At 37.8% G+C, this 22,548-nt stretch carries 21 protein-coding genes and 1 pseudogene; 10 read left to right on the top strand and 12 right to left on the bottom strand.

Going from position 1 to position 22,548, the window contains the following annotated elements:
- The first annotated feature begins 70 nt into the window (after positions 1-70).
- The 5 genes from AC106S_RS03295 (at position 71) to gcvP (ending at position 5,830) form a co-directional block, all read left to right on the top strand.
- A complete protein-coding gene (locus AC106S_RS03295) occupies positions 71-649 on the top strand; it encodes an RNA polymerase sigma factor (RefSeq protein ID WP_309427819.1) in 579 nt (192 codons plus the stop codon).
- Positions 650-662: 13 nt separating this feature from the next.
- Positions 663-995 carry a hypothetical protein gene (locus tag AC106S_RS03290; RefSeq protein ID WP_482437705.1) on the top strand — a complete coding sequence of 111 codons (333 nt, stop codon included), beginning with the start codon at positions 663-665 and terminating at the stop codon, positions 993-995.
- A 91-nt stretch (positions 996-1,086) separates the two neighbouring features.
- Entirely contained in the window at positions 1,087-1,344 is a 258-nt protein-coding gene (locus tag AC106S_RS03285; RefSeq protein WP_482437704.1) for a hypothetical protein, read from the top strand.
- Positions 1,345-1,595: 251 nt separating this feature from the next.
- Entirely contained in the window at positions 1,596-2,243 is a 648-nt protein-coding gene (locus tag AC106S_RS03280) for a J domain-containing protein (protein ID WP_482437703.1), read from the top strand.
- Positions 2,244-2,971: 728 nt separating this feature from the next.
- Positions 2,972-5,830 (top strand): aminomethyl-transferring glycine dehydrogenase, encoded by a 2,859-nt coding sequence (gcvP, locus tag AC106S_RS03275; RefSeq protein ID WP_482437702.1) that lies wholly within the window; start codon positions 2,972-2,974, stop codon positions 5,828-5,830.
- A gap of 371 nt (positions 5,831-6,201) precedes the next feature.
- Here the strand turns inward: gcvP and AC106S_RS03270 are convergent, their stop codons facing one another.
- The 8 genes and pseudogenes from AC106S_RS03270 to AC106S_RS03235 form a co-directional block, all read right to left on the bottom strand.
- Positions 6,202-6,615 carry a helix-turn-helix domain-containing protein gene (locus tag AC106S_RS03270; RefSeq protein ID WP_482437701.1) on the bottom strand — a complete coding sequence of 138 codons (414 nt, stop codon included), beginning with the start codon at positions 6,613-6,615 and terminating at the stop codon, positions 6,202-6,204.
- Positions 6,616-6,874: 259 nt separating this feature from the next.
- Positions 6,875-7,447, bottom strand: coding sequence for a tetratricopeptide repeat protein (locus AC106S_RS03265; RefSeq protein WP_482437700.1), 573 nt, complete (start codon positions 7,445-7,447; stop codon positions 6,875-6,877).
- A 130-nt stretch (positions 7,448-7,577) separates the two neighbouring features.
- A complete protein-coding gene (locus tag AC106S_RS03260) occupies positions 7,578-8,633 on the bottom strand; it encodes a hypothetical protein (RefSeq protein ID WP_482437699.1) in 1,056 nt (351 codons plus the stop codon).
- 62 nt (positions 8,634-8,695) lie between these two features.
- A complete protein-coding gene (locus AC106S_RS03255; RefSeq protein WP_482437698.1) occupies positions 8,696-8,926 on the bottom strand; it encodes a hypothetical protein in 231 nt (76 codons plus the stop codon).
- 205 nt (positions 8,927-9,131) lie between these two features.
- On the bottom strand, positions 9,132-10,598 hold the full coding sequence (locus tag AC106S_RS03250) for a S41 family peptidase (RefSeq protein WP_482437697.1): 1,467 nt from the start codon (positions 10,596-10,598) through the stop codon (positions 9,132-9,134).
- A 348-nt stretch (positions 10,599-10,946) separates the two neighbouring features.
- Positions 10,947-11,126, bottom strand: a complete 180-nt coding sequence (locus AC106S_RS03245) for a hypothetical protein (RefSeq protein ID WP_482437696.1) — start codon at positions 11,124-11,126, stop codon at positions 10,947-10,949.
- An 894-nt stretch (positions 11,127-12,020) separates the two neighbouring features.
- A pseudogene (locus AC106S_RS03240) lies at positions 12,021-12,749 on the bottom strand (YggS family pyridoxal phosphate-dependent enzyme); the annotation flags it as partial.
- On the bottom strand, positions 12,746-13,465 hold the full coding sequence (locus AC106S_RS03235; RefSeq protein ID WP_482437695.1) for an AAA family ATPase: 720 nt from the start codon (positions 13,463-13,465) through the stop codon (positions 12,746-12,748). The pseudogene AC106S_RS03240 and the gene AC106S_RS03235, both read right to left, overlap by 4 nt.
- A 1,171-nt stretch (positions 13,466-14,636) precedes the next feature.
- Between AC106S_RS03235 and AC106S_RS03230 the strand changes: the two genes are divergently transcribed.
- Positions 14,637-14,972, top strand: coding sequence for a DMT family transporter (locus AC106S_RS03230; RefSeq protein WP_482437694.1), 336 nt, complete (start codon positions 14,637-14,639; stop codon positions 14,970-14,972).
- A 185-nt stretch (positions 14,973-15,157) separates the two neighbouring features.
- Here AC106S_RS03230 and AC106S_RS03225 read toward each other — a convergent pair whose 3' ends face one another.
- Positions 15,158-16,132 (bottom strand): DUF6268 family outer membrane beta-barrel protein, encoded by a 975-nt coding sequence (locus tag AC106S_RS03225; protein ID WP_482437693.1) that lies wholly within the window; start codon positions 16,130-16,132, stop codon positions 15,158-15,160.
- A gap of 4 nt (positions 16,133-16,136) precedes the next feature.
- On the bottom strand, positions 16,137-16,565 hold the full coding sequence (locus AC106S_RS03220) for a hypothetical protein (RefSeq protein ID WP_482437692.1): 429 nt from the start codon (positions 16,563-16,565) through the stop codon (positions 16,137-16,139).
- Between the two features lie 193 nt (positions 16,566-16,758).
- Between AC106S_RS03220 and AC106S_RS03215 the strand changes: the two genes are divergently transcribed.
- Together AC106S_RS03215 and AC106S_RS03210 are read left to right on the top strand one after the other, a co-directional pair.
- On the top strand, positions 16,759-17,835 hold the full coding sequence (locus AC106S_RS03215) for a sensor histidine kinase (protein ID WP_482437691.1): 1,077 nt from the start codon (positions 16,759-16,761) through the stop codon (positions 17,833-17,835).
- Complete coding sequence (locus AC106S_RS03210; RefSeq protein WP_482437690.1) at positions 17,832-18,554, top strand: LytR/AlgR family response regulator transcription factor; 723 nt, start codon at positions 17,832-17,834, stop codon at positions 18,552-18,554. The genes AC106S_RS03215 and AC106S_RS03210 overlap by 4 nt, the downstream gene beginning before the upstream one ends.
- Positions 18,555-18,589: 35 nt before the next feature.
- Here the strand turns inward: AC106S_RS03210 and AC106S_RS03205 are convergent, their stop codons facing one another.
- Complete coding sequence (locus tag AC106S_RS03205; protein WP_482437689.1) at positions 18,590-19,327, bottom strand: DNA-formamidopyrimidine glycosylase family protein; 738 nt, start codon at positions 19,325-19,327, stop codon at positions 18,590-18,592.
- A gap of 70 nt (positions 19,328-19,397) precedes the next feature.
- Here AC106S_RS03205 and AC106S_RS03200 point away from each other — a divergent pair, with 70 nt between their 5' ends.
- Complete coding sequence (locus AC106S_RS03200; RefSeq protein ID WP_482438413.1) at positions 19,398-20,753, top strand: deoxyguanosinetriphosphate triphosphohydrolase; 1,356 nt, start codon at positions 19,398-19,400, stop codon at positions 20,751-20,753.
- On the opposite strand, the gene AC106S_RS03195 is transcribed toward AC106S_RS03200, so the two are convergent.
- Positions 20,754-21,515, bottom strand: a complete 762-nt coding sequence (locus tag AC106S_RS03195) for a hypothetical protein (RefSeq protein WP_482437688.1) — start codon at positions 21,513-21,515, stop codon at positions 20,754-20,756.
- 91 nt (positions 21,516-21,606) lie between these two features.
- On the opposite strand from AC106S_RS03195, the gene AC106S_RS03190 reads away from it, so the two are divergent.
- Positions 21,607-22,539: an SPFH domain-containing protein gene (locus tag AC106S_RS03190; protein ID WP_482437687.1), complete on the top strand. Its 933-nt coding sequence runs from the start codon at positions 21,607-21,609 to the stop codon at positions 22,537-22,539.
- Positions 22,540-22,548: the final 9 nt, after the last annotated feature.

Here is a 22,548-nt window from a genome sequence, read left to right as displayed (position 1 = left end):
AGAGATTAAAAGAGTTAAATTTTTTTTAAATTTATTAAAGTAAAACCAAAGGGCAGCCCGTCATATCAGTATGGAGGTTGTCGAAGAAATAACAATGCCACAGAAGGATAAGGAAAGTATCATCTCACAGACTGTTTCAAAGTACGGAGGAAAGCTGATGTCTTATATTCGTCCCAAAGTGAAAAACACGGAAGATGCGGAAGATATTCTGCAGGAAGTGTGGTACCAGTTCAGCAGTCTGACCAATCTGTCGGAGATTGTCAACGTCGGCGGATGGCTGTACAGGGTTACGGCCAATAAAATAACAGACCGTTACCGTAAAAAGAAAACAGAAAACCTGGAAGATTTCGTCTATGAAGATGATGACGGAGAGTTTTCCATTAAAGACATTCTGCTGATGGATGACAGTGCCGGACCTGAGATCAAAATGTTTCAGGATGAGATCTGGAAAAAACTGTTTGAAGCCCTTGACGAACTCCCCGAAAAACAAAGACTGGTCTACGTAGAAAATGAACTGAACGATAAAACCCTCCAGCAGATTGCTGATGAACAGGGTGAGAACATCAAAACGATTATCAGCCGTAAAAATTATGCCGTAAAGCATTTAAGAAACAGGCTGAGAAAATTATACGAAGATTTAAAAAGTTAGTAAAAAAGAAATTATGAATCATAAACACAAAAAAGGCTGGATTTTTTTATTGCTATGCCCGCCGTTAATCCTTCTCGCGGTTACCTGGATCGTGATGCAGCTTTGGAACTGCCTGCTCCCTGAGATTCTGGGGGTAAAGTCTATCACATTCTGGCAGGCGATGGGAATCCTGATCTTAAGTAAAATTCTTTTCGGTGGCTTCCATTTCGGAAAAGGAATGAAAGATCTTAAAGAAAGAAAAATGAGACAGAAAATGGAAAGTCTTTCTCCTGAAGAAAGAGAGAAATTCAAAGAAATATGGAGAAACAGATGTTCAGGAGGATTCTTCAACAGAAACAACGAATAATTTAAAAATTTTCAAGAAGTAGTAAAGTAAAATTAAAATTCATTCGTCTATATAAAAAACAAGAAGTAGTAAAATTTAAAATTTTGAAAAAATGAAAAATTCAGCATTAAAAGGAGCTCTTGGAGCATTGGCAGTAGTAGGCGTAGCCATGATCGCCAAAAAAGCAATACAGAGAAAAAGATTTATCAAAGGTATTTTTAACGAATACGGAATCAAAGAAAGATCACCTTTCGGACTGGCCGATAAGATCAGAGAAATGAATGATGAACAGTATCAGGAACTGAAAGGGAAATTCAAAAAGGAGTTCGCATCCGGATGCTGCCGAAAAGATAAGAGCTGTGAAGCGTAAAAAGTAGAATACTAAATTGAAATTGTTTAATTCCGGCGCGGGGAAGCGAAGCTTCCCGCGCCGGAATTTTTTGTGTTTAAATCTGCTTGGAGAATAATGCTGAGACTGTACAAACCTAACAGGTCTCAAAGACCTGTTAGGTTTTTAACTGCTCACCCCAACCTATTTCAGTAAAATATCATGAAAAAATCTCTGTCATCCGTGAAATCTGCGCCGGAATAAAAACTTAATCCTTATTTTTGCATAGTTCAATGAAAGATTACTACTATTTTCTCGGAATTTCTCAGGATGCTTCAGAAGAAGACATCAAAAAGGCTTATAGAAAACTTTCTTTAAAATACCATCCGGACAAAAACGAAAACGATGATTTCTTTGCAGACCGTTTCCGCGAGATTCAGGAGGCTTATGAGACCCTGAGCGATCCGGCCGGGAGAAAAACCTATGATCAGAATCTGGAAAACCATCAGAAAAGTTTCAGATATAATATTCCGCCTGCTATCAAAACTTTTACGGCGAATAAAATTCATGCTAAAAAAGGAGAGGAGATCATCATCAGCTGGCAGACGAGTAATGCTGATGTGGTGAAAGTACTGCCTTTCGGCCTGGAAAAGCCTTATGGGGAGAGAATATTTAAAATCACGGAATTTAAAGACGGTAAATTTCAGCTGCTGCTGCATGCCACCAACTCGCTTCTGCATAAAACCGCTGTACAGGGAATTACCATCACAGAGGTTTTTGAAAATGATACTGAAAAATTCAAAAATACAGTAGAAGAGATGTTTAAGCCTCAGCCGAGAACATTGACAAACAGGTACGGGCAGCCAAAAATTGTAATGCTGATCTGGGGGATTATCCTTTTAATAATCGCAGCTTATGTACTTTTTAATAACTTAATATAAATTAAGCCATCTTTTTTCTGCCGGGACATTTCTTACATCTTTTCCCTTTCTTGAATTTTTTACAGCAGGATTTCTTTTCGCAATACATATCTTCATTATTGAATGCATATACAGGAGCTAAAGGCGGTACTTTAAACGGAACTATCATATTCATGGTACAAATATATTAATTTAGAATAAATATAATTAATAAAAATTCATAAATATTACAAAACCTGATTATTAGCTTGTTTTCGGCCTGAATGAATCTTTTATTTCCTACCCGAAAACCACTTTTTCACTGTGATGGCTTTTCCAAAATGAGTCTCAGAGTAGTGTCATTTAACCCCGATCTATCTATAACCGGAAGTAACTTCCAGCCTTTTTATCTCTGAATTCCTTAACCCGGACTCTGGATTAAATCTAATTAGATAGTAAGGATAATATTCAGACTGATATGGATCATTTTAAAAGATTTATACGGATGAATTGGAAAATTAATAAGGATAATTCTGATCAATCATCCGGTAAATAAAAATCGTATGTTCTGCATATGGTCTGAAGAGGAGCATTCGAGATCTTGATAAAACACATTTTTATATTTTGTTTAATGAAAGAATGTTAAAATATTCATTTTGAAACATATATTTGGTTTTCATTGAAATATTGATAATTTCAGATTGTTGTACAATCCTGTAAAAAATTGTAATTTTACGAATCTTTTTTACAACAAAATCTAATAAATAAAAATGAATACAGAACAGTTTGTGAACCGTCACATTTCCCTTAATGAAGCCGATAAACAGGCGATGCTGGAAAAATTGGGCGTTTCAAGTATTGAAGAGTTAATTTCTCAGACTATCCCTTCTTCTATCCGTTTAGAGAAAGATCTGGAGATCTCGGAACCGCTTTCAGAATACGAGATGCTGAACCATTCAAAAGAATTGGCATCAAAAAATACTGATTATACAAGCTATATTGGTTTTGGTTACCATAACACACTTCTGCCGTCAGCCATTCAGAGAAATATCTTTGAAAATCCAAGCTGGTATACGGCCTATACTCCATACCAGGCAGAAATTGCCCAGGGAAGGCTGGAAGCTCTTCTTAACTTCCAGACTGTGGTATGCGACCTTACCGGGTTTACACTGGCTAACGCTTCTCTTCTGGATGAATCCACTGCTGCTGCTGAAGCTATGCATATGTTCTTCAACAACAGAACGAAAGACCAGAAAAAAGCAGAGGCTAATAAATTCTTTATCTCCGAGCTGGTACTTCCTCAGACCGTTTCTGTATTGAAAACCAAAGCAGAAGGACTGGGCATCGAGATTGTGGTAGGCGATCACAAAACCCATGCGTTTGATGCTTCTTACTATGGAGTTTTATTACAGTATCCGGGGAAAAACGGGATCGTTTTAGACTATACGGAAGATATTGCAGAATATAAAAAACTGGATTTACAGGTAGTTGTAGCCTGCGACCCGATGGCGTTGGTTAAACTGAAATCTCCGGCTTCTATGGGGGCTGACTGTGCTGTGGGAACTACCCAGAGATTTGGTATTCCATTAGGCTACGGAGGTCCTCACGCGGCATTCTTCTCCTGTAAAGACGATTATAAAAGAGATATTCCGGGAAGAATTATCGGAGTTTCCCAGGATATGTACGGAAGACGTGCCCTGAGAATGGCATTACAGACCAGAGAACAGCATATCAAAAGAGAAAGAGCAACGTCAAACATCTGTACCGCTCAGGTTCTTTTAGCAGTAATGGCCGGAATGTATGCGGTTTATCACGGTCCTAAAGGATTGAATTATATCGCTGATCAGATCCACTTTAAAGCCAATGCTCTGAAAAACGGTCTTAAAGCATTAGGATACCAGACGGTAGAAGAGCCGATTTTCGATACAGTGAAAATCCTTTTAAATGAAGATGAAAAAGGAAGACTGATGAGAATGATGCTTGATCACAGACTGAACCTAAACTACTTCACTGAAGGCGTGGTAAGTATTGCGATCAACGAAAGTACCACATTGGATAAACTGAATTATTTAATGGCTTCTTTCGCTCAGTTTAAAGATAAGCAGACTTTCAAACTGGAAATCAAAGAAGGATACAGCATTCCTGAAGAAAACCTAAGAAAAGACGAAATCCTTACCGAGCAGGTATTCAACAAATATCATACAGAGACAGAACTGATGCGTTACATCAAGCGTCTTGAGAGAAAAGATTTATCACTGACACATTCTATGATCTCTCTTGGTTCTTGTACGATGAAACTGAACGCAGCTACGGAAATGCTTCCGTTATCATGGGATAACTGGGGAAGTGTTCACCCGTTTGTACCGGTAGACCAGGCAGGCGGTTACCAGGAAATGATCCGTGAACTTGAAAAAGACCTTGCAGAAATTACAGGTTTTGCAGGAACCTCTCTTCAGCCGAATTCCGGAGCTCAGGGAGAATATGCAGGATTGATGGTTATCAGAGAATACCACATTTCAAGAGGAGAAGGACACAGAAATGTAGTACTGATCCCTCAGTCTGCACACGGAACCAACCCGGCATCCGCAGCAATGGCAGGAATGAAAATCGTTGTAGTGAAGAATCTTGAAAACGGAGAAATCGATTTCGAAGATCTTAAAGCAAAAACAGAACAGCATTCTGAGAATTTATCATGCGTAATGATCACTTATCCGTCTACTTACGGATTCTTTGATGCCAATATTAAAGAAATTACAAGTCTCATCCATGAACATGGCGGACAGGTATATATGGATGGAGCCAACATGAACGCTCAGGTTGGATTTACAAGCCCCGGAAACATCGGAGCAGACGTTTGCCACCTTAACTTGCATAAAACTTTTGCCATTCCTCACGGTGGAGGAGGTCCTGGAGTTGGCCCGATTTGCGTAGCCAAGCATCTTGTACCTTTCCTTCCTTCCAATGCCAATATCAGAATCGGTGCTAAAGAAGCTATCGACGGTATTTCCGCGGCACCTTACGGTTCAGGATTGATCCTTAACATTTCTTATGCTTACATTAAAATGCTAGGAACTGATGGTCTGAAAAAAGCAACAGGACACGCTATCCTTAATGCCAACTATCTGAAAGAAGTATTGGCGGAACATTTCCCGATCTTATATTCAAACGAGAACGGAAGGGTAGCTCACGAATGTATCGTAGATTTCCGTCAGTTCAAATCTTTAGGAATTGAAGTAGCTGATGTAGCGAAAAGATTAATGGACTACGGATTCCATGCTCCTACCGTTTCCTTCCCGGTTGCCGGAACATTGATGATTGAGCCTACGGAATCTGAAAGCAAGTCAGAAATCGACCGTTTCGCTGAAGCATTGATCTCTATCAAAAAAGAAATCGATGAAATCGCCAACGGTGAAGCAGATCAGGCCAACAACGTACTGAAAAATGCACCTCACACAGAACAGGTAGTTGTTTCAGACTCATGGGACAAGCCATACAGCAGAGAAAAAGCAGCCTATCCGCTGGAGTGGGTAAGAGACCACAAATTCTTTGCCTCAGTATCCAGAGTAGACGAAGCTTACGGAGACAGAAACTTAGTATGTACATGTGAGCCAATTGAAGCTTATATGTAATCTGAGCTTTTTAGATATAACAAATCCCTTTCAGTAATGAGAGGGATTTGTTGTTATTACGGACGACACAATCTGTCATTTAGTATGAAAGGGAGAATATTTTTTAAGTACCGCAAAGTCAGGAGACTTTGCGGAGAGCATTAGGGTAAAAAGTGGAATTAGTCAAAACTTAACTTGTTTGCTATGCGAAATCCCCGGCTTTTGGTTGTTGCTTCTTATGATAACCGGATGCTGCGCAAAGTCTCTCGACTTTGAGCAAAGCCAAACGATTCTTTTTAATGATGAAAGGGAGAATATTTTTTTAAGTACCGCAAAGTCAGGAGACTTTGCGGAGCAGAAAACCTCACATGAAAGCGAGGTTTATATGGTTATTATTTAGTTTTAATTAATGCTTCTAATCTGGCCATCATATCATCCTTTTCTTTCAGCATTCTTTCATAAAGAGCAATTTTCTCTTCGTGTATTTTAAGAATGGTTTCTACCGGATTGAATATAGGATTAGTATTATGTGCATTAAATATTGAACCATTATCTAAAGAAAAAGTATTGGCAATAATATTAACCGCCTGTTCTTCATCGAAATTCTGGAATGCTTCCACAGGGATTTTCAAGACTTCAGAGATTTTTTGAAGAAGAGAAGCTTCAATGGCTTCTTTCTGTTCCAATAATGAGACCTTCTTTTGATTCCAGTCATCACCTAAATCCAATGCCAGAGCTTCCTGTTTGATGCCAAGCATTTCTCTGAATCTTTTTACATTTCTTCCCTGATGTATCTTTTGTTCCATTTGTAGTTTTTAAGCTTGATTGAAATTTCTGAATAGTAAAGATAAAAAAATGTGCTGAAAAAATGGAATGTATGTATGAAGTATTTCTTAGAATAAGAATACTGATTAAAGGTATGAAAAGAAAACACTCCTCTTCGTATGGACGGAGCCAATTGAAACTTATAGGTGATCTGAGTTTTTAGATATAGCAAATCCCTTTCAGTAATGAGAGGGATTTTTTGTTATTACGGACGGCACAATCTGTCATTTAGTATGAAAATTAGGGATTATTGTCTATAATTCCAGCCAGGGCAGTCACCACTTCATGATGTTTTCCGGCCGGATATTTGCCTGAATAGTTTTGGTTTAAGGCTGAAGAGGTATAGTTGTTGTTATCCTGGAGCTCTTTTGCCAAATTAAAAATATAATTAAGCTCTTTAGCTTCCTCAACATATTTCCCGGATGGAAAAAGATTTTCATATTTCTTCACCAAATCATTAGCAGGGATAAATTCCTGAGTGGCGGTAATCATAATTTTACAGAACCCCTCTTCACAGTCAATAAGGGATTTGTAGGAATCTACGGCAGATTCCCATATGTTGTCTTCACACACATCCGCATCAAAGCCATATTCTAATGCCTTGGAGTAATGATTGGTAGCACCCCAGTAATCACTTTTGGAGAGGTAAATCATTGCGCCGATCTGGTTGTGATAGATCGCTTTGTTGTGGGGAAATTTTTCCAGTAACGTTTTAGAAATATGTAAAGCTTCTTCATAATTTCCGGCCTGAATAGTGTTTGAAAGTGTCCAGAAATCATTTTTTTCTTCTTCTGATATAAAATTGATAGCCATAGTTTTAGTTTAAATGGTTTTAGTATTGAATTGTAAATATATGTTGTTTAAATTTAAATTCCGTTTTTTCCATTAGTTTTTCGGTAAGCCTGATCCTTTATTGGTTTTATGCCTTCTGTCTGCTTCTAATTCAGATCTCCTGATCGTCTCTTTTTAGAAATAACGGCTCCGTTCCCCTGATATCTGCTTTTATCACCCTGTAATCATCCAGAAGTGCTACAAAGTGATCATCATCCTGCCAGATCATAGCATATGCATAGTCAACTAAATTTCTGTTGAAAGTCCGGTAACACCATTTTTCAGAATCAGAGCTTATTAAACTCAGCAATCCGGAGCAGTCGTTAATCAGAAAGCGTCTTCCGTTAGGGCTTAATGCAGGAAGGGTGGTCCAGGCAGTACATGAAAGGTCATCTTCATCCTGTCCGCTGTGTTTTACCCCTTTCTTTCCATCATAATAATGCTTTTTGATTTCATCCAGATCTTCATTAAGGGTCAGAACATAATTCTGACGCTCAAAAGGAATCCAGAATATTTGATTTTCCTCCGAATAAAAAAGTTCTCCGGAATTACGGATCTCTTTTGTTTTTACAGTTTCACCTGTTTTAAAATTGATGATACTTACCCGGTCGCCATTCGATTCCAGAACTGTGATATAATCGTCATTTTGACTGTGTAAGCACAGCCCGGTAATAAATTCAAAGTCATTGCCATTTATCTGTTCGATCGCTTTTATAAAATTACAATCCGAATCGAAAACAAACACGGTGTCGGGATTACTTCCAATAAGGTAATTATTCTTTGTCCATACTAACTCTGAAATATAGGCTTTAGTTGTAGTACCGGCTATCCTGTTTCCATTCTGTGCATCAAAGACGGCGATTTCCTTATCATCGCTTGTTGTTGCTATTTTAGTCTTATCAGGACTTACGGCAACAGCTCTTCCGAATCCATCTATCGAATACAGAACATTTCCGTTCCAGTCGCGGCTGACGATAAATTTTTTCCAGCTGGCACAAAATCCGTTTGCCAGGCGATTTAGGCGAAAGTCTCCTTTTACGGATGAATATGTGAAATCGTACGGTTCAGGAATAATATGATATTCATTTCCGTCATCTGTATAGTCTTTAGGGAATTCTTTTTCAGCGATGTCTAGAATGCTGTTTTTTAAACGTTTAAAAAAGCTCATGGTTTTTTTTTTATTGATGAATTAGTTATTGTTGGTATGAGGTATTGCTTTCCGCAAATCAGTTAAAAATTTTTAAAAACCGGCGGTCTGCTGTTGGCTTCTTCCTGTGAAAAGCCTGTTGTTGCTTGTGATGATCCCGGTTTTCTGAATATAAAGTAATCTGGAAATATTGCCCGGATTGGATACATGGATACATCGCGAAACGGCCCTGCATCGGAATGATCGGATTTAACAGGTAAACCGGTGGAGTCTTTCTTCTTTTCCATGACCGCCATTTTCCATAATGCACTCATGTAGTAATTGGTTTTGAGTTTTTAACAGGTTATTATGCCACATTTTTATTTATACAATGCGAGGGGCCAAAAATAAACAAATATTTATTATTAACACTGAATTAAAAATAAATATTTCTTTATATGGCTAAATTTTACTGTAAAATATTTCTTTTTGCTTAGTTTGATTGAAGAATCAGATATCCCGGTATTTTCACTCAAACATTTATTTACCGTTCAATACCGTATTCACATGCTCTGTCCATTCATATACAGGAATACTTCGGTCTAAATAAAAATCAGGCTGAAGCCCTTTGCCGTCAATGGTAAAATCCGGAATACGCATACTTCTTGAAAGCGAATAGCCCAATTCAAATTCCCTGCATGGGGAAGGAACGAAATACATATTGGAAACATCTAAAACGCCATAAGTGGTCGTACCGAATAATTTTACCTTTTTACTCTGTTTTGCGGCCAGTAAAAACTGTTCGTCTGTACTTCCGTTTCGCTGGTTGATGATGATTCCTACATTTTTGGGATATGGATAAATGGTATCGTATTTTGTAATGCTCACCACCTCTTTATTGAGGTTGACGAATTTTCCATGTTCCTTTTCCAGTCTGTCAAAAGAAATTTTCGCCCATTTTTTACCTTCTTCATCAAATTCGTATTCAGGTTTATTGATGAAATCCATCATTCTCTGATTGTTCAGTTTTGTAGACAGGAATTCCACGCCTACGGTCCTGATAGGATTGGTATAAATTAAAGGGATGATTTTGTTATAGCTGGCATCGCTTCCCCCGGTTCCGTTCCTGATGTCGATGATAAGGTTTTCAGTGGCAAAAATTTTATCCCTGTTGGCAACAATTACACTGTCGATCTTCTTTTTTTCGGATGCCTGAAAAGACGGTATTCTTAAATACAGGGTCTTTTCGTTGAGCTTTTCAATATAAGGCTTATTGGCGCTTACCGATCTGAAGTACTGGGCATATTTCGGATCATCCTCCACATTAGGATAAACCCTTGAAAGACTGAAATCCCCGATCTGTAAATGGTTTTTCCCGATCATGCTTATTTCTTTGGATTCTACGGCAGAGTGGTCGCGCATATAAAACACAGAATTTGTTTTGCCATCAGAAAAATCAAGTTTCAGTTTTACCTGTCCCTTTGTCCAGGTTTCTGCTCCCGATTCTATGATAAACCCTACATACCGGTCTCCTTTCTTTTTAATTCCTATTTTATAGGGTTCGGTTTCCCATATCCCTTCATAATCAGCGGTTGTCTTTTGATCCAGATATTTTTTGAAATCCAGGGCCTCCATCGGGAAGGTTTCCCAGCCTGCAAATTGATTTTCCCGCTTCTGATTGTTGTCAGCAGGTTTTGAAGGTTGCTGTTTGCCGATATTCCTTATTGCGATATGACCCGAGCGGAAAAAGGTCATCCACTCATACAGGGCAGGTCCGCATTCGCTGTATGTTTTAATTGATTTTACCTTTTCTGCTGTCCTTTGGTTATGGTCTTCATAGGCCTGTTTTCCTTTCTGTTTTAAAGCGTATTCAAATCCTGCATCATTTTCCTCGAAAGTTTTTTTTACCCATTCAAAGTTTTTTTTACAATCGCAGTTCTGGGCGTATATGGATGTGGTTGTTAACGTAAACAAAGAAAAAATGAATACGGTTTTTAAGTTTTTCATGATGTAATTTATATTAAAGACATCCGGTAAGTTTGAAATGTTACATTTTCAGCTGCTTTTTAGTTTTCAAACAGATATTGCAGCTGATATACAGGCCGGATCGGTTTAAATTTAATCAATTTCTCTTTAAAAATCTGGTATAATCTTCAGAATTGATTTGATGGGCTTTTAGCTTAAAACGTTTGGATTTTTGAGTAATTACAAACATTTTAAGATAAGTAAGGCCGTTTCGCTTATTTTTGAAATGCAAAGCCTTATTTTTAAGATGAAAAAACATTCAATAGTAACTCAAAAAAAATCACCTCTCAGATATTGAAAGGTGATATGAATTGATTGTGTTCTGATATTTTACCTTCTCTTATAGTTGTAGGCTATCAGAATAGCGATTCCCATAGCGAGAAAGGTGATCATTGAAACGGTTTCAATGGAAGCTTCACTTCTGTTCATCTGTGACGGAGCAGGTCTGTCACATGAAAAAAAGAATAATGCCGTTATCAACAGGCATCCAAAGAGTAATTTTTTTGTCATAAGTGTATCAGTTTGGTTATTAGTGAATTATAAGCAAAAAATGTACCGTATTTTTGAACAGATAGAAAAGCGTTATTTCGTACTATTTAAGAGGATTTTAAATTCTTCAAATATTTGGGTGAGCCCATCTGATAAAGCCCTTTTTTCAGGGAAACTCAGAAATTTTCTGGCTATGAGTTCTTCATAGGCTGCTAATTCTTCATTTTTTAACTCTTTAATTCCCTGCTCAAATTGTGGATTGATTTCATTGGTGAAAAAAGAGAAAAAATCATATTTCATAAATACATCAAATAACTTCCTCCTGAACTCTTTTATTTTGATAAGATCAATTTTAAAAATGCCTAGAAGGTTTTTTATTTTATTCCAGTCATCGCCTCCGCATCCGGGAAGTTGGGAATAATCAACGTCGTCTTCCAGGTTCTGAAATATTTCGTCTAAATCAGAACCAATATTTTCAATGGTTCCAGAGCGGTGAGAATAGATATTAAAGAACCCACCTAATAAGATATAGGTAATAAATGATAGAAAATTTGATTTATTAAAGTTACCTTTTACAAGAGCTTTATATTTTTCATCATATATCTGAATAATATTATTGTCTTCATTATAATAATCTTTGCATTTCCCAAAATATATAAGATGAAAAGGATTATTTTTAGGATCATAAGTTATTCTGGGATGTTTTTTATCAAAAAATAAACCTGTTGTTTTTCCAAAATCAAACCCCAGTTCTTTACAGATGATCTTCCCGATTAAATGACCGGTTTCATGCCAGTATATATCTTTCAAAGGTTGGTCTTCTTTAGCGGATTCATCATCATGGTCATCCGGAAAATAGTCAGCAAGACTTTTTTTCTTAGGATCATAGTTGAATTTTGATGGATCAGGGCCTGCCTTTTCATCCCAATAATAACTGTCCGGATACACCCTTGTTCCAAAAACAGCAGTTCCCACCCGCACGATGGTAGAGCCTTCTTCAATGGCGGTCTCCAGATCTCCGCTCATGCCCATAGAAAGTTCCTTCATCTCCACATCAGGAATATTTTCGTAAATGATTTCCTGTTGTAGATTTTTAAGAATTTTAAAACAATTCCGGACTCTTTCTGTTTCCGCACTGAACAGGCCGATCGTCATCAGTCCTTTGATTTTTAAAGTAGAGAATTCTGCCACTTTTCTGACCAGTTCCACAGCTTCACCAGGGTGAACCCCGAATTTACTGTCCTCCTGCGAAGTATTCACCTGGATCAGAACTTCAATGGTTTTTTCTCCTGCCGCTAAAAGTTTTTGGTGAAGTTTTTCCGCAAGATCCAGACGGTCGAGAGACTGCACACAAGATACCTCATACTTCAGAATATCTTTGATTTTATTGGTCTGCAGGTGCCCGATAAAATGGTTTTCGTGAGGAATATCTTTAAGATCATCATATTTTTCTTTCAGCTCCTGTACTTTATTCTCGGCAATCAGAGCCTGACCGTTCTCCAAAGCGATTCTGATACGTTCAGCAGGAACTGTTTTCGTTGCCAGGAGCAGCCGTACTTCCCCGGGATCTCTGCCTGCTTTTTCACAGGCTTTTTTTATCCTGTCGCAGATGATCCTGATGTTATGAAGAATATCTTCTTTCATGACCGGGAGATTTTCTGGTTTTCCAGCTTTCTGATGAGAGCAGATTTTACAGAAGTAAGGGCATAATCTTTAGCTTCAGCAAAGGAGATTTCGTATTTTCTCTCAATATCCCGGAATTCCTCAGGGAATTTAGACAGGAGGTCATCATAGAAAGTGTCCAGAAATTCTGCTGACGGCATTTTGTAGTTGATCTTTAGCTGGAAACGTCTCAATAAGGCAGTGTCAATAATTTCAGGATGATTGGTCGCGCAGAGCAGGAGTGCATTTTCCGGATAATAATCGATCAGCTGGATGAGTGTATTCACCAGCCTTCTCATTTCGCCTACATCTTTATCATCGCTGCCCCGCGCTTTTCCGATCTGGTCCAGCTCGTCCAGAAAAAGAACCGAGCGTTCCCTTGCCGCTTTGTCGAATATCATTTTAATATTCTGGGATGTTTCTCCGATACGGGATGAAACAATATTGCTGAGATTCAGAATGATAATATTTTTACCTAGAGTGTGGGCTATGGCTTTGGCGGTCATTGTTTTTCCACATCCCGAATTTCCCTGGAGAAGAATTTTATTATTTACCGGAAGACCATATTCCTGAAGTTCTTTTACATACGTATGCTCTTTAATGAGTTGTACAAGCTGCTCCCGGTTATGAACATCCAGAAATACATCATTAAGGCTTACCTGCTCTTTATCCTGAATAATAAGGTTATACAGATTCATGCTGATTGAAAAAAAAATTATACAGACAAAGATAAAGCTTTCTCATTTGAAGTGCAGATCCTGAAAGATCATAAAGAGGTAGTCCAGAGGAGGGATAAAGGAGATTTGAAAGAAGAGTTGAGATAAAAGATTTTTTATTAATCACAAAGTTAAACAAAGAGGTGCTTTTAAGATAAACAAAGCCGCTTCGCTTATCTTTGAAATGCAAGGCCCTTTTGTATTACTTTGCTAAGTTTACGCCTTTGTTTACCTTAATTTATACAATTTCCAATTAATTTTTTGTTTATCCTTGTGCGAAATATATTTTCAATCTCCGGGTTTTCCAAAGCTAGATAAACCGGGAAAAATAAGAAAAGCCGTACAGAAGCACGGCTAAACTATTTGGATATATAAAATTTGTTATGAAGTTCAGTTTAAAGTTATGTTTTTGGGCCCTTTTACTCCAATGAGTAAAAGAGCGGAATCTGATATGACCAGATTAAAAACATAAACAATACAATTAATATAGTTGTTCTATAGGCTTTCTGCTTCAATTAGAACTTAGTTTCTTTCTTCTCTCTTTACAGTTGCGAAATAAGAAGAGAAAACGACTACACATGTTGCGATACCAATGTAAGTTACCATTTTGTTTTATTTTTAATTATTTGACTTATTTTTATCAATTTTACAATTGCAATATTACAACTTTCAAATCACGTGCCAAAGCAAATAATTATGATGTATATCAGTGTGTTATATGTGGTTGATTTAAATTTTTATTGAATTTTTGTTTACATAAAATTAATGTACTATTGAAAATTTATTAATATCTTTATTGTCTTATCTGTAATTTTTTATAAAAATGATAATGCTTTTGAGGCTTATATATTGAAGTTGATAAAACAAAAAATAAGAAATGCATCGCATAATACCGGTCTAAAAAGAAAATTCCAGACAGGAGGATTTCATCAGTCGGTGATTTTTTATGTTAACGAAACTTATTTTCTCCCCTCCCGGATGGGGTCAGTTTAAACTTCTGTTATTGGCAGAATTGATGACACGTCCTAAGATGAGTTGTCATATTATTTTGAAATAATGTCAGATGACAGGCAGACTGTCAGTATTATAGCCTTTGAGTATATTCTGTGGTACGGGAAAAGTTGTTTTCACTATTTTTGTATAAAATCATCCTATGGGACGCAGTTATATTTTTCTTGCCCTTGCTATACTATTCGAGATCATTGCAACCAGTTTTCTGAAAAAATCTGAAGAATTTTCAAAGCTGTGGCCTTCCGTTATTACAGTAATAGGCTATGCTGCTGCTTTTTACTTTCTGAGTATTACCCTCCGGCAGATCCCGGTAGGAATAACATATGCAATCTGGTCCGGTGTAGGAATTGTCTTCATTACCCTGATCGGAGTGATTGCTTTTAAACAGGTTCCGGACCTTCCGGCAATCATTGGTATTGCGCTGATCGTTATCGGGGTAATTGTTATTAATGTGTTTTCAAAGATGGGAACGCATTAGAAGTAGGACTGATCAATGATGAGCAGAAGCAACAGGTAGTAGATAGGACGGTTAAGTTTATTGGATGGATTTTCCAGTTGATTCTGAAAAGCAGGATGATCCTCCTGATAGTTTTTGCCTTATAAATATGCAATGGTTTACAGCTTCATTTTTTGAAATCTCCGGAGAGTTTCTCTGAACCGGCGTTATTTTTTTCGGCCCTTTCCAAAAGGATTATAAGATATTCCGATATTGAAATAAAATGAAGGCTGAGGACGGGCTTCAAAAGTATAGTCTTTAAAAGATTCTTCCTTGTCAAAAAGTCTTGCCCGGGGAACGGCTCTGATCCCTGTTTTTAAAATCCCTATAAAGTTTCCGCCGAGATGATGCTCATAGATCGCTCCTGAATTGATCTCGATTTGACGGAATTCATAGGTCCTGCTGTTGCGGTACAGGTAAAAATTGGTATTATCCATCTCTGTTCCCAGCGAGATTCTTCCATTAGCAAATAGATTCTTTCGTATCAGTAATTTTTTAGGAAGGAGAATGTCAAGTACCCATCCGTTATTGAATTTGTTTTCATATGTAAAAATTGGAAGCACCGGAATCTGTGTACTGGGATCAATAAACCCGGCCAAACCTATGATCATTTTGGTTTTCGGTGTTGCTTTCAGAATCCATGAAACAGCGGCTGTTCCTCTGATTCTTTCAAAATGCCGGTCACTTCCGTCTGTGGAAACCGAAGCGGAATAAATAACCGTTTTATTCAGCAGCTTTGAAAAATAGCTGAAATTCAATGCTTCAGAATGGTAATGAAAATCTTTTTCCAGTTTTGCTGTTGCAGCCATATCAGGGGTTTCCGTCTTTATTGAGGTATAACGGTAGTTCAGAGAGGTACCCAGCATCCAGCTTTTCTTCTTTACGAAATACATATTGGCTCCGGCTCTTATCTGCTGAAAGCTTTTCACGGTACGCTCAGGCAGATCTGCCCCCTGAAGGTCTGATGAAAACCGGTAAGGGGCAGTCTGGGTAAAATCTACAATAAGATCGCGTGTCTGCGGAAATTTATCAGCCAAAAATGCTCTTACCTTTAACGGGATGCTGTCTTTTTTCTGGGCATATACCGTATTTTTAAATGGAAGCATTGCAAACGGAACAAGAATTATTCTCCGTGTTTTCATAGTTTTATTTTAGTTTCTGAATGGAAGACTGAAAAAAATTGAACCGGAATATCCTGTCATAGAATATTTCAATACTGTTTTCGATGATAAAATCAGTATAACACGCACTGTCGGAAATAAGGTTTTCTTCCACAAACACAAACCAAATTTCTTTCAGCTGATTGCGCCTTTTGAATTCTTCAAATGCGTTCCAGTCAAACGGGTTGGAGTGTTTCATATCATAAAACAGAATACCTTTCAGAATACCGTCTTCTTCAATAATATTAATAGAATGATGGATGTAATCAAGTATTTTGATTCTGTGATTATAACATTCTGTAAAATGATGAAGATCGATAAGCTGTATTACTTTTTCTTCCTGTTGGGATGCGGTCATATAAAAACATTCTGAAGTTATTTCCTGTGTCAGTTCCTGAAAAACGGCTAATTCCATAAGCATAAATTGAACAGCACAAAGAAATATAGAATAAGTATTCTTTGGAATATTTTTATACCAAACGGCTTTTATTTTATACGAAACCCGGTTCACGGAAACTTGGTATAATAAAATACAGGGTTGGTATAATATTATATGAATAGTGGATGGTAATCTCTATTTTTGTTAAGTATTAACGACACCGGAAAATATGAAACTGAGCAGCTACAAATTCAAAGAAACACTTGTTATGGACTTTCTGATAGAAGACCGGTTCCGGCTTTCGAGGCATCTGCTGTTTCTGATCTTCTTTTTTCTCCTGCTGTACAGTGCCAGATTCTGGCATTGGTATTCCGGTGTGTATCAGTATTATATTCTCTTTTTTGTATATATCGTACTGATCATGATGGTATACGTTAATATTTATATTCTTGTACCCAGATTCTTTTTCAGGACAAAATATATTACCTATTTCATTTTACTGGTATTGATGGGAGTGATCGGACTGAATCTTATAGGCTATGGCTTTAAAAGCCTGTTTTCAGATTTCAGGGTGGTCAATATAAAAAAAGAAGGTGAAAAAGGAAGTATTTACGAAGGAGTTCTGATGTGTGTGCCTATTATTCTGACAACCACTACCGTTAAACTTTTACAGAAATGGATTCATGATAATAAAAGAATAGCCGAACTCAGTAACCTTACCCTTCAGATGGAACTGAATGAACTCCGGAACCAGATCAACCCGCATTTTCTGTTTAATATGCTGAATAATGTGAAAGCCCTGACCCGTACAGATCCTGAAAAAGCATCGGCAGTAATTGTGAAATTATCAGAATTCCTGAGATACCAGCTCTATGAAAACAGTGAAGAAAAAACATTGCTGACTTCAGAAATTGAATTCCTCTCCAACTTTCTTAACCTCGAAAAGATAAGAAGAGAAAATTTTTCATTTACTATTGATGCTGATATAGAAAACAGAATCGCAAAAAGTATCTTTATACCACCTAATTTATTTACTACTTTTGTTGAAAATGCTGTAAAACACAGCATAGACATCGGGGATAAAGAGTCTTATATCAGAATTGTCATCAGAACTGAAAATAAAGAACTTTATTTTACCTGTATCAATTCCAGAGACCCCGACTTTGTTGTATCAAACGGAAAATACAGCGGATTGGGGCTGGCCAATATCAAAAGGAGACTGGAACTTTTATATGACAATGCCTTTGACCTGAAGACTGTTTCCGCAGAAAAAGAATATACCGTAAATTTAAAAATCCCCGTATGAATTGCATTATAGTAGATGATGAGCCGCTGGCAAGAGCAGAAATGCGCTCACTGATCAATGAAACTTCAAAAGTGGAAATTCTTGGGGAGTTTTCAAACGCTCCCGCTGCAATGGATTTTCTTAAAACAAAGAATACAGATCTGATCTTTCTGGATATAGAAATGCCGATGGTTACGGGCCTTGAATTTGCTGAAATGCTGCCGGAAGGATCTCTGGTCATCTTTACAACAGCCTATTCCCAATATGCCCTGAAAAGCTATGAACTGGAAGCGGTAGACTATCTCCTGAAACCTGTTGATCCTGAACGGCTTGAAAAAGCCATAGACAAAGCCATCCTGTACAGCGAACTTTTATCCAAAGACACGGTAAAAAATACGGTGGAATCCAATACGGCGGACTTTCTGTTTATAAAAGCAGACCGAAGGTTTTATAAGATCGGTTTTTCAGATATTAAATTCATTGAAGGACTGAAAGATTATGTGGTGATCCATACCCGCCAGCAGAAACTTATTACCGCCATGAACCTGAAAACAATCCATCAGAAAATTTCATGGGAAACCTTTCTGAGAGTAAGTAAATCTTATGTGGTGAATGTAGATTTTATTGATTCATTCGACAATCATAATATTTATATTGATGAATCTGAAATTCCGATAGGAGAGGTGTACAGATCAGAATTCTTTACAAGATATGCAGGCGGATTCCTGAATTCTGATTAGATAAGTACAAATATTTATTAATAGGAACCAACAGATCAGGAATAAAGCTTCTGGTCTTTTTCACAGTAAAAACTTCTTCGTTTGCCAAGTCCGGTCTGCTTTTTAATCAGTTTTCTTCCGCATTTCGGACAGGTCGTTTTCGTGTGAACCAGCCAGTGCTTTTTCAAAACAAATGCCTTTTTCCATTCCAAAAAGTCAAAACTGTAATTCCGGGCTTCCGCAATAAGTTCTTTACGCTTTTTTGCAGACAGTTTCCCAACAAGGCTTTCCGGCTGTACCCCGATTCTGAAAAGAACCTCATTTTTGATAATATTGCCCACGCCTGAAAAAATATCCTGGTTCATCAGCGCATCGCATACCATCATTTCCGGCTTTGCTTTCAGTTTCTGTTCAGCTTTTTCCGGGTTCCACCGGTCGCTCATGACATCGGCTTCCCAGTCGATGCAAGACAAAAACTGAATATCGACAAGTTTTACGGAACAGGTGTAAAAATACATACTTTCAGAATGGAAACGGAGGGCAAGACGAAGGCTTTTATCCGGTTTGGTCTGCTCATCCATACTGTAAGAGCCGAACATCAGTAAATGGATCCGGACTGCATGATCTTTAAATATAAGATAAGTCTGTTTTCCAAAAGTACGGATATCCTGAAGCGTTTTTCCCGTCAGGATCTCTTTATCGAACTGGGCATTACCCGAAGCTTCTGTCACTGTTTTTCCGGTAAAATGCTGCAGGCTTTCTTTCATGATAAGTATGGATGGTCCTTCGGGCATGATTTTGCTTTTCAATAAAAGTTCAAATACTATTCCGTAAAAATAAAATTTGGAGTAATTTTGAAAAATGATGAACTTAAACCAGATTTTTACCAATCAGCGTACAGGAAACAACCCGCATACCAAAGCTTCAAGAACTGATTTTCAGAGAGATTTCGACCGTATTATTTTCTCTTCTGCCTTCAGAAGATTACAGAATAAAACCCAGGTTTTTCCTCTTCCCGGAAGTGTTTTTGTACACAACAGGCTGACTCATTCACTGGAAGTTTCATCGGTAGGAAGAAGTTTAGGAAGTATTATCGGAGAATTTATTTCCGAAACCTATAAAAACGAGCTTGAAGAAGATTCCAGAAATTTTTATCTCCATAATTTAGGAAACGTAATCGCCGCAGCCTGCTTATGCCATGATGTGGGAAATCCTGCTTTCGGACATTCGGGTGAAGATGCCATTGCGAGCTATTTTGAAAGAAATGAAAAAGACCTGAAACCGAAATTCAATGAAAAAGAATGGGCAGATCTCGTTAATTTTGAAGGAAATGCCAACGCCATAAGAGTTCTGGCCCAACGCCAGCAGGGAAAAGATGACGGAGGAATACAGCTTACTTTCTCTACACTGGCCAGTATTGCAAAATATCCCTGTGAAGCCGTGGCCAAGAAAAAAGGAATTATACACCGGAAGAAATTCGGATTTTTCCAGAATGAAAAAGATCTGTTTCTGGAAATTGCCAAAGGAACCCAGCTGATCACGGAATGCTCGGAACCTTATATTTTCAAAAGACACCCTTTTGTATGGCTGGTGGAAGCAGCAGACGACATCTGTTATAATATCATCGATATGGAAGATGCCCACAGGCTGGGGATTGTATCAACGGCTGACTGCGAAAACCTGTTTTTTGAACTGGTAAAATCAGAAAGTAACGATATGGAACGGGTGAAGAACAAGCTGGCCTCCATTTCCAATGAAAATGAAAAAATTTCCTACCTGAGAGCGAAAGCGATTAATGCTTTGATCAATAAATCGCTTGAAATATACAAAAGTAATTTCGAAACCATTCTGGAAGGAAATCTTGATAAAGCCCTTCTTGATATTTATAAAGCTGAGAACAGGGCATTACACGATATTGAATCTTTCTCCATAGAAAAGATCTACAACCATAAGGCGGTAGTGGAAATAGAAAATGCCGGCTACAATGTGATGTATGAGCTTCTTGATCATTTTATCCCCTCCATCCTGAAACCCGCAGAAGAAAGAAAGTCTTATGATAAAAAAGCACTGAAACTTTTACCAAGACAATTTGTATACGAAGACGGAACCGATTACCAGAAAGTTCTCGGTGTGATTGATTTCGTTTCGGGGATGACCGATAATTTTGCCACTGACCTTTACAGAAAAATCAAGGGTATTGATATCGGAATGACCGTTTAATTAAAGCTGAAAAGGTATTTTCAGAATGGGGATAGCCGTCTGGGATTCCGGGGAATATTCATATGGCCTTACATACTCGGCTGAAACCGGGTAAATGGCTTTGACCGACAATTCATCGTTGATAAACTCAAAAACCAATTTTTTGATCAGTAAACTGTTTACTTTGCTGTCTTTCAGATAAAAGGCTTTAGAGAATTTTCCTGTTGCAATAAAAATTACCTTTTTGTCCTGATCGATAAATGTTTCTATTTCCGAGATAAAAAATTCTGCTTTCAGATCTTTGTTGGTTACAAGAGGTGCCAGCATCTGCAGAGGAAATGAGAGTGCTGTTTTATTCTGACTGTAAACATTCAGGGTCGATTCAAGACTGTCAAAGTCCCTGTTGGTTCTCTGGTTGCCTTCTTTCTTTCCAAAAGCTTCGGTATAAGTGAGATGAATATGTGTTTTTTTATCACCCAACAGCTGTAAGGTGATTCCCGTAGAAAAAAAGTTTTCAATATTTTGCTGAAGCGGAATGATTTCCAGACCGGTAAATGAACTCACACCAGTGGGGCTGCTGCTGGAAGAGTAATTGTTGTAGTATGTTTTTTGCCTGATCCTTAATAGTTCTGCGATCAGATTAGGCTTATTATAAACAAAATAATTATATCCCTCGTCCTTATTATTCAGAAACAGGTTATCCAGATGTGGGTAATAAGGCTGATGTTGCTGGGCCTGTAAACCGGAAATTGCCAACAGCAGGGTTAACATAATAATTTTCATGGTATAGCTTAAAGTTATTCGTGGTAAATATAGCTGATTTAAAGCTAAAATTAGTTTATCTTTATCAGAACTAATACTTAAAAATTAAATTATGAGTCTTTTTTTAGCGCCCATTATTTTTTTCGGACTGATTATTTTATTTGCTTCCTTTTTTGTGGTTAAACAGGAAACGGCGGCCATTATTGAACGTTTTGGAAAATTTCAGACTGTTAGACATTCCGGGCTGCATCTTAAAATTCCGGTAATTGATCAGATTGCCAAAAGGTTAAACCTTAGAATCCAGCAGCTGGACGTTATGATTGATACTAAAACGCTGGACAATGTATTCATCAAAATGAAAATTTCCGTTCAGTATCAGGTGATCAGAAATCAGGTAGGAGATGCATACTATCGTCTGGAAAATCCGGAAAACCAGATCACCTCTTTTGTATTTGACGTAGTGCGCGCCGAAGTTCCCAAGCTGAAGCTGGATGATGTCTTTGTAAGAAAAGATGATATTGCGGTAGCCGTAAAAAGTGAACTTCAGGAAGCGATGAACAGTTACGGCTATGATATTATCAAAGCTCTGGTAACCGATATTGATCCGGATGAGCAGGTAAAACATGCCATGAACAGAATCAACGCCGCAGAAAGAGAGAAAACAGCAGCAGAATATGAATCTGAAGCCCAGAGAATCAGAATTGTGGCCGTAGCCAAAGCCGAAGCAGAATCTAAAAAATTACAGGGACAGGGGATTGCAGACCAGAGAAGAGAAATTGCGAAAGGTCTAGAAGAATCCGTGCGTATGCTGAACAATGTGGACATCAATTCTCATGAAGCATCAGCCCTGATCGTCGTTACACAGCACTACGATACCTTACATTCCGTAGGAGCAAGTAACCGCAGTAACCTGGTCCTTCTTCCGAACTCACCAACCGCAGCAAGCAATATGCTGAATGATCTGGTAGTGGCAATGACTACTGCCAACAGCGTAGGAGAAGCTACCAAAGGAAAATACCCGGACCCGCCTCAGAAAAATTCTTAATGGAAAAAA

The organism is Chryseobacterium sp. FR054, assembly GCF_056844565.1.
This window is presented reverse-complemented; position numbering and strand designations above follow the sequence as displayed.

Excerpts from the sequence above, each read along its gene's own strand:
- AC106S_RS03295 (WP_309427819.1), top strand. The coding sequence starts at position 71 with ATGGAGGTTGTCGAAGAAATAACAATGCCACAGAAGGATAAGGAAAGT.
- AC106S_RS03290 (WP_482437705.1), top strand. The coding sequence starts at position 663 with ATGAATCATAAACACAAAAAAGGCTGGATTTTTTTATTGCTATGCCCG.
- AC106S_RS03285 (WP_482437704.1), top strand. The coding sequence starts at position 1,087 with ATGAAAAATTCAGCATTAAAAGGAGCTCTTGGAGCATTGGCAGTAGTA.
- AC106S_RS03280 (WP_482437703.1), top strand. The coding sequence starts at position 1,596 with ATGAAAGATTACTACTATTTTCTCGGAATTTCTCAGGATGCTTCAGAA.
- gcvP (WP_482437702.1), top strand. The coding sequence starts at position 2,972 with ATGAATACAGAACAGTTTGTGAACCGTCACATTTCCCTTAATGAAGCC.
- AC106S_RS03270 (WP_482437701.1), bottom strand. The coding sequence starts at position 6,615 with ATGGAACAAAAGATACATCAGGGAAGAAATGTAAAAAGATTCAGAGAA.
- AC106S_RS03265 (WP_482437700.1), bottom strand. The coding sequence starts at position 7,447 with ATGGCTATCAATTTTATATCAGAAGAAGAAAAAAATGATTTCTGGACA.
- AC106S_RS03260 (WP_482437699.1), bottom strand. The coding sequence starts at position 8,633 with ATGAGCTTTTTTAAACGTTTAAAAAACAGCATTCTAGACATCGCTGAA.
- AC106S_RS03255 (WP_482437698.1), bottom strand. The coding sequence starts at position 8,926 with ATGAGTGCATTATGGAAAATGGCGGTCATGGAAAAGAAGAAAGACTCC.
- AC106S_RS03250 (WP_482437697.1), bottom strand. The coding sequence starts at position 10,598 with ATGAAAAACTTAAAAACCGTATTCATTTTTTCTTTGTTTACGTTAACA.
- AC106S_RS03245 (WP_482437696.1), bottom strand. The coding sequence starts at position 11,126 with ATGACAAAAAAATTACTCTTTGGATGCCTGTTGATAACGGCATTATTC.
- AC106S_RS03235 (WP_482437695.1), bottom strand. The coding sequence starts at position 13,465 with ATGAATCTGTATAACCTTATTATTCAGGATAAAGAGCAGGTAAGCCTT.
- AC106S_RS03230 (WP_482437694.1), top strand. The coding sequence starts at position 14,637 with ATGGGACGCAGTTATATTTTTCTTGCCCTTGCTATACTATTCGAGATC.
- AC106S_RS03225 (WP_482437693.1), bottom strand. The coding sequence starts at position 16,132 with ATGAAAACACGGAGAATAATTCTTGTTCCGTTTGCAATGCTTCCATTT.
- AC106S_RS03220 (WP_482437692.1), bottom strand. The coding sequence starts at position 16,565 with ATGGAATTAGCCGTTTTTCAGGAACTGACACAGGAAATAACTTCAGAA.
- AC106S_RS03215 (WP_482437691.1), top strand. The coding sequence starts at position 16,759 with ATGAAACTGAGCAGCTACAAATTCAAAGAAACACTTGTTATGGACTTT.
- AC106S_RS03210 (WP_482437690.1), top strand. The coding sequence starts at position 17,832 with ATGAATTGCATTATAGTAGATGATGAGCCGCTGGCAAGAGCAGAAATG.
- AC106S_RS03205 (WP_482437689.1), bottom strand. The coding sequence starts at position 19,327 with ATGCCCGAAGGACCATCCATACTTATCATGAAAGAAAGCCTGCAGCAT.
- AC106S_RS03200 (WP_482438413.1), top strand. The coding sequence starts at position 19,398 with ATGAACTTAAACCAGATTTTTACCAATCAGCGTACAGGAAACAACCCG.
- AC106S_RS03195 (WP_482437688.1), bottom strand. The coding sequence starts at position 21,515 with ATGAAAATTATTATGTTAACCCTGCTGTTGGCAATTTCCGGTTTACAG.
- AC106S_RS03190 (WP_482437687.1), top strand. The coding sequence starts at position 21,607 with ATGAGTCTTTTTTTAGCGCCCATTATTTTTTTCGGACTGATTATTTTA.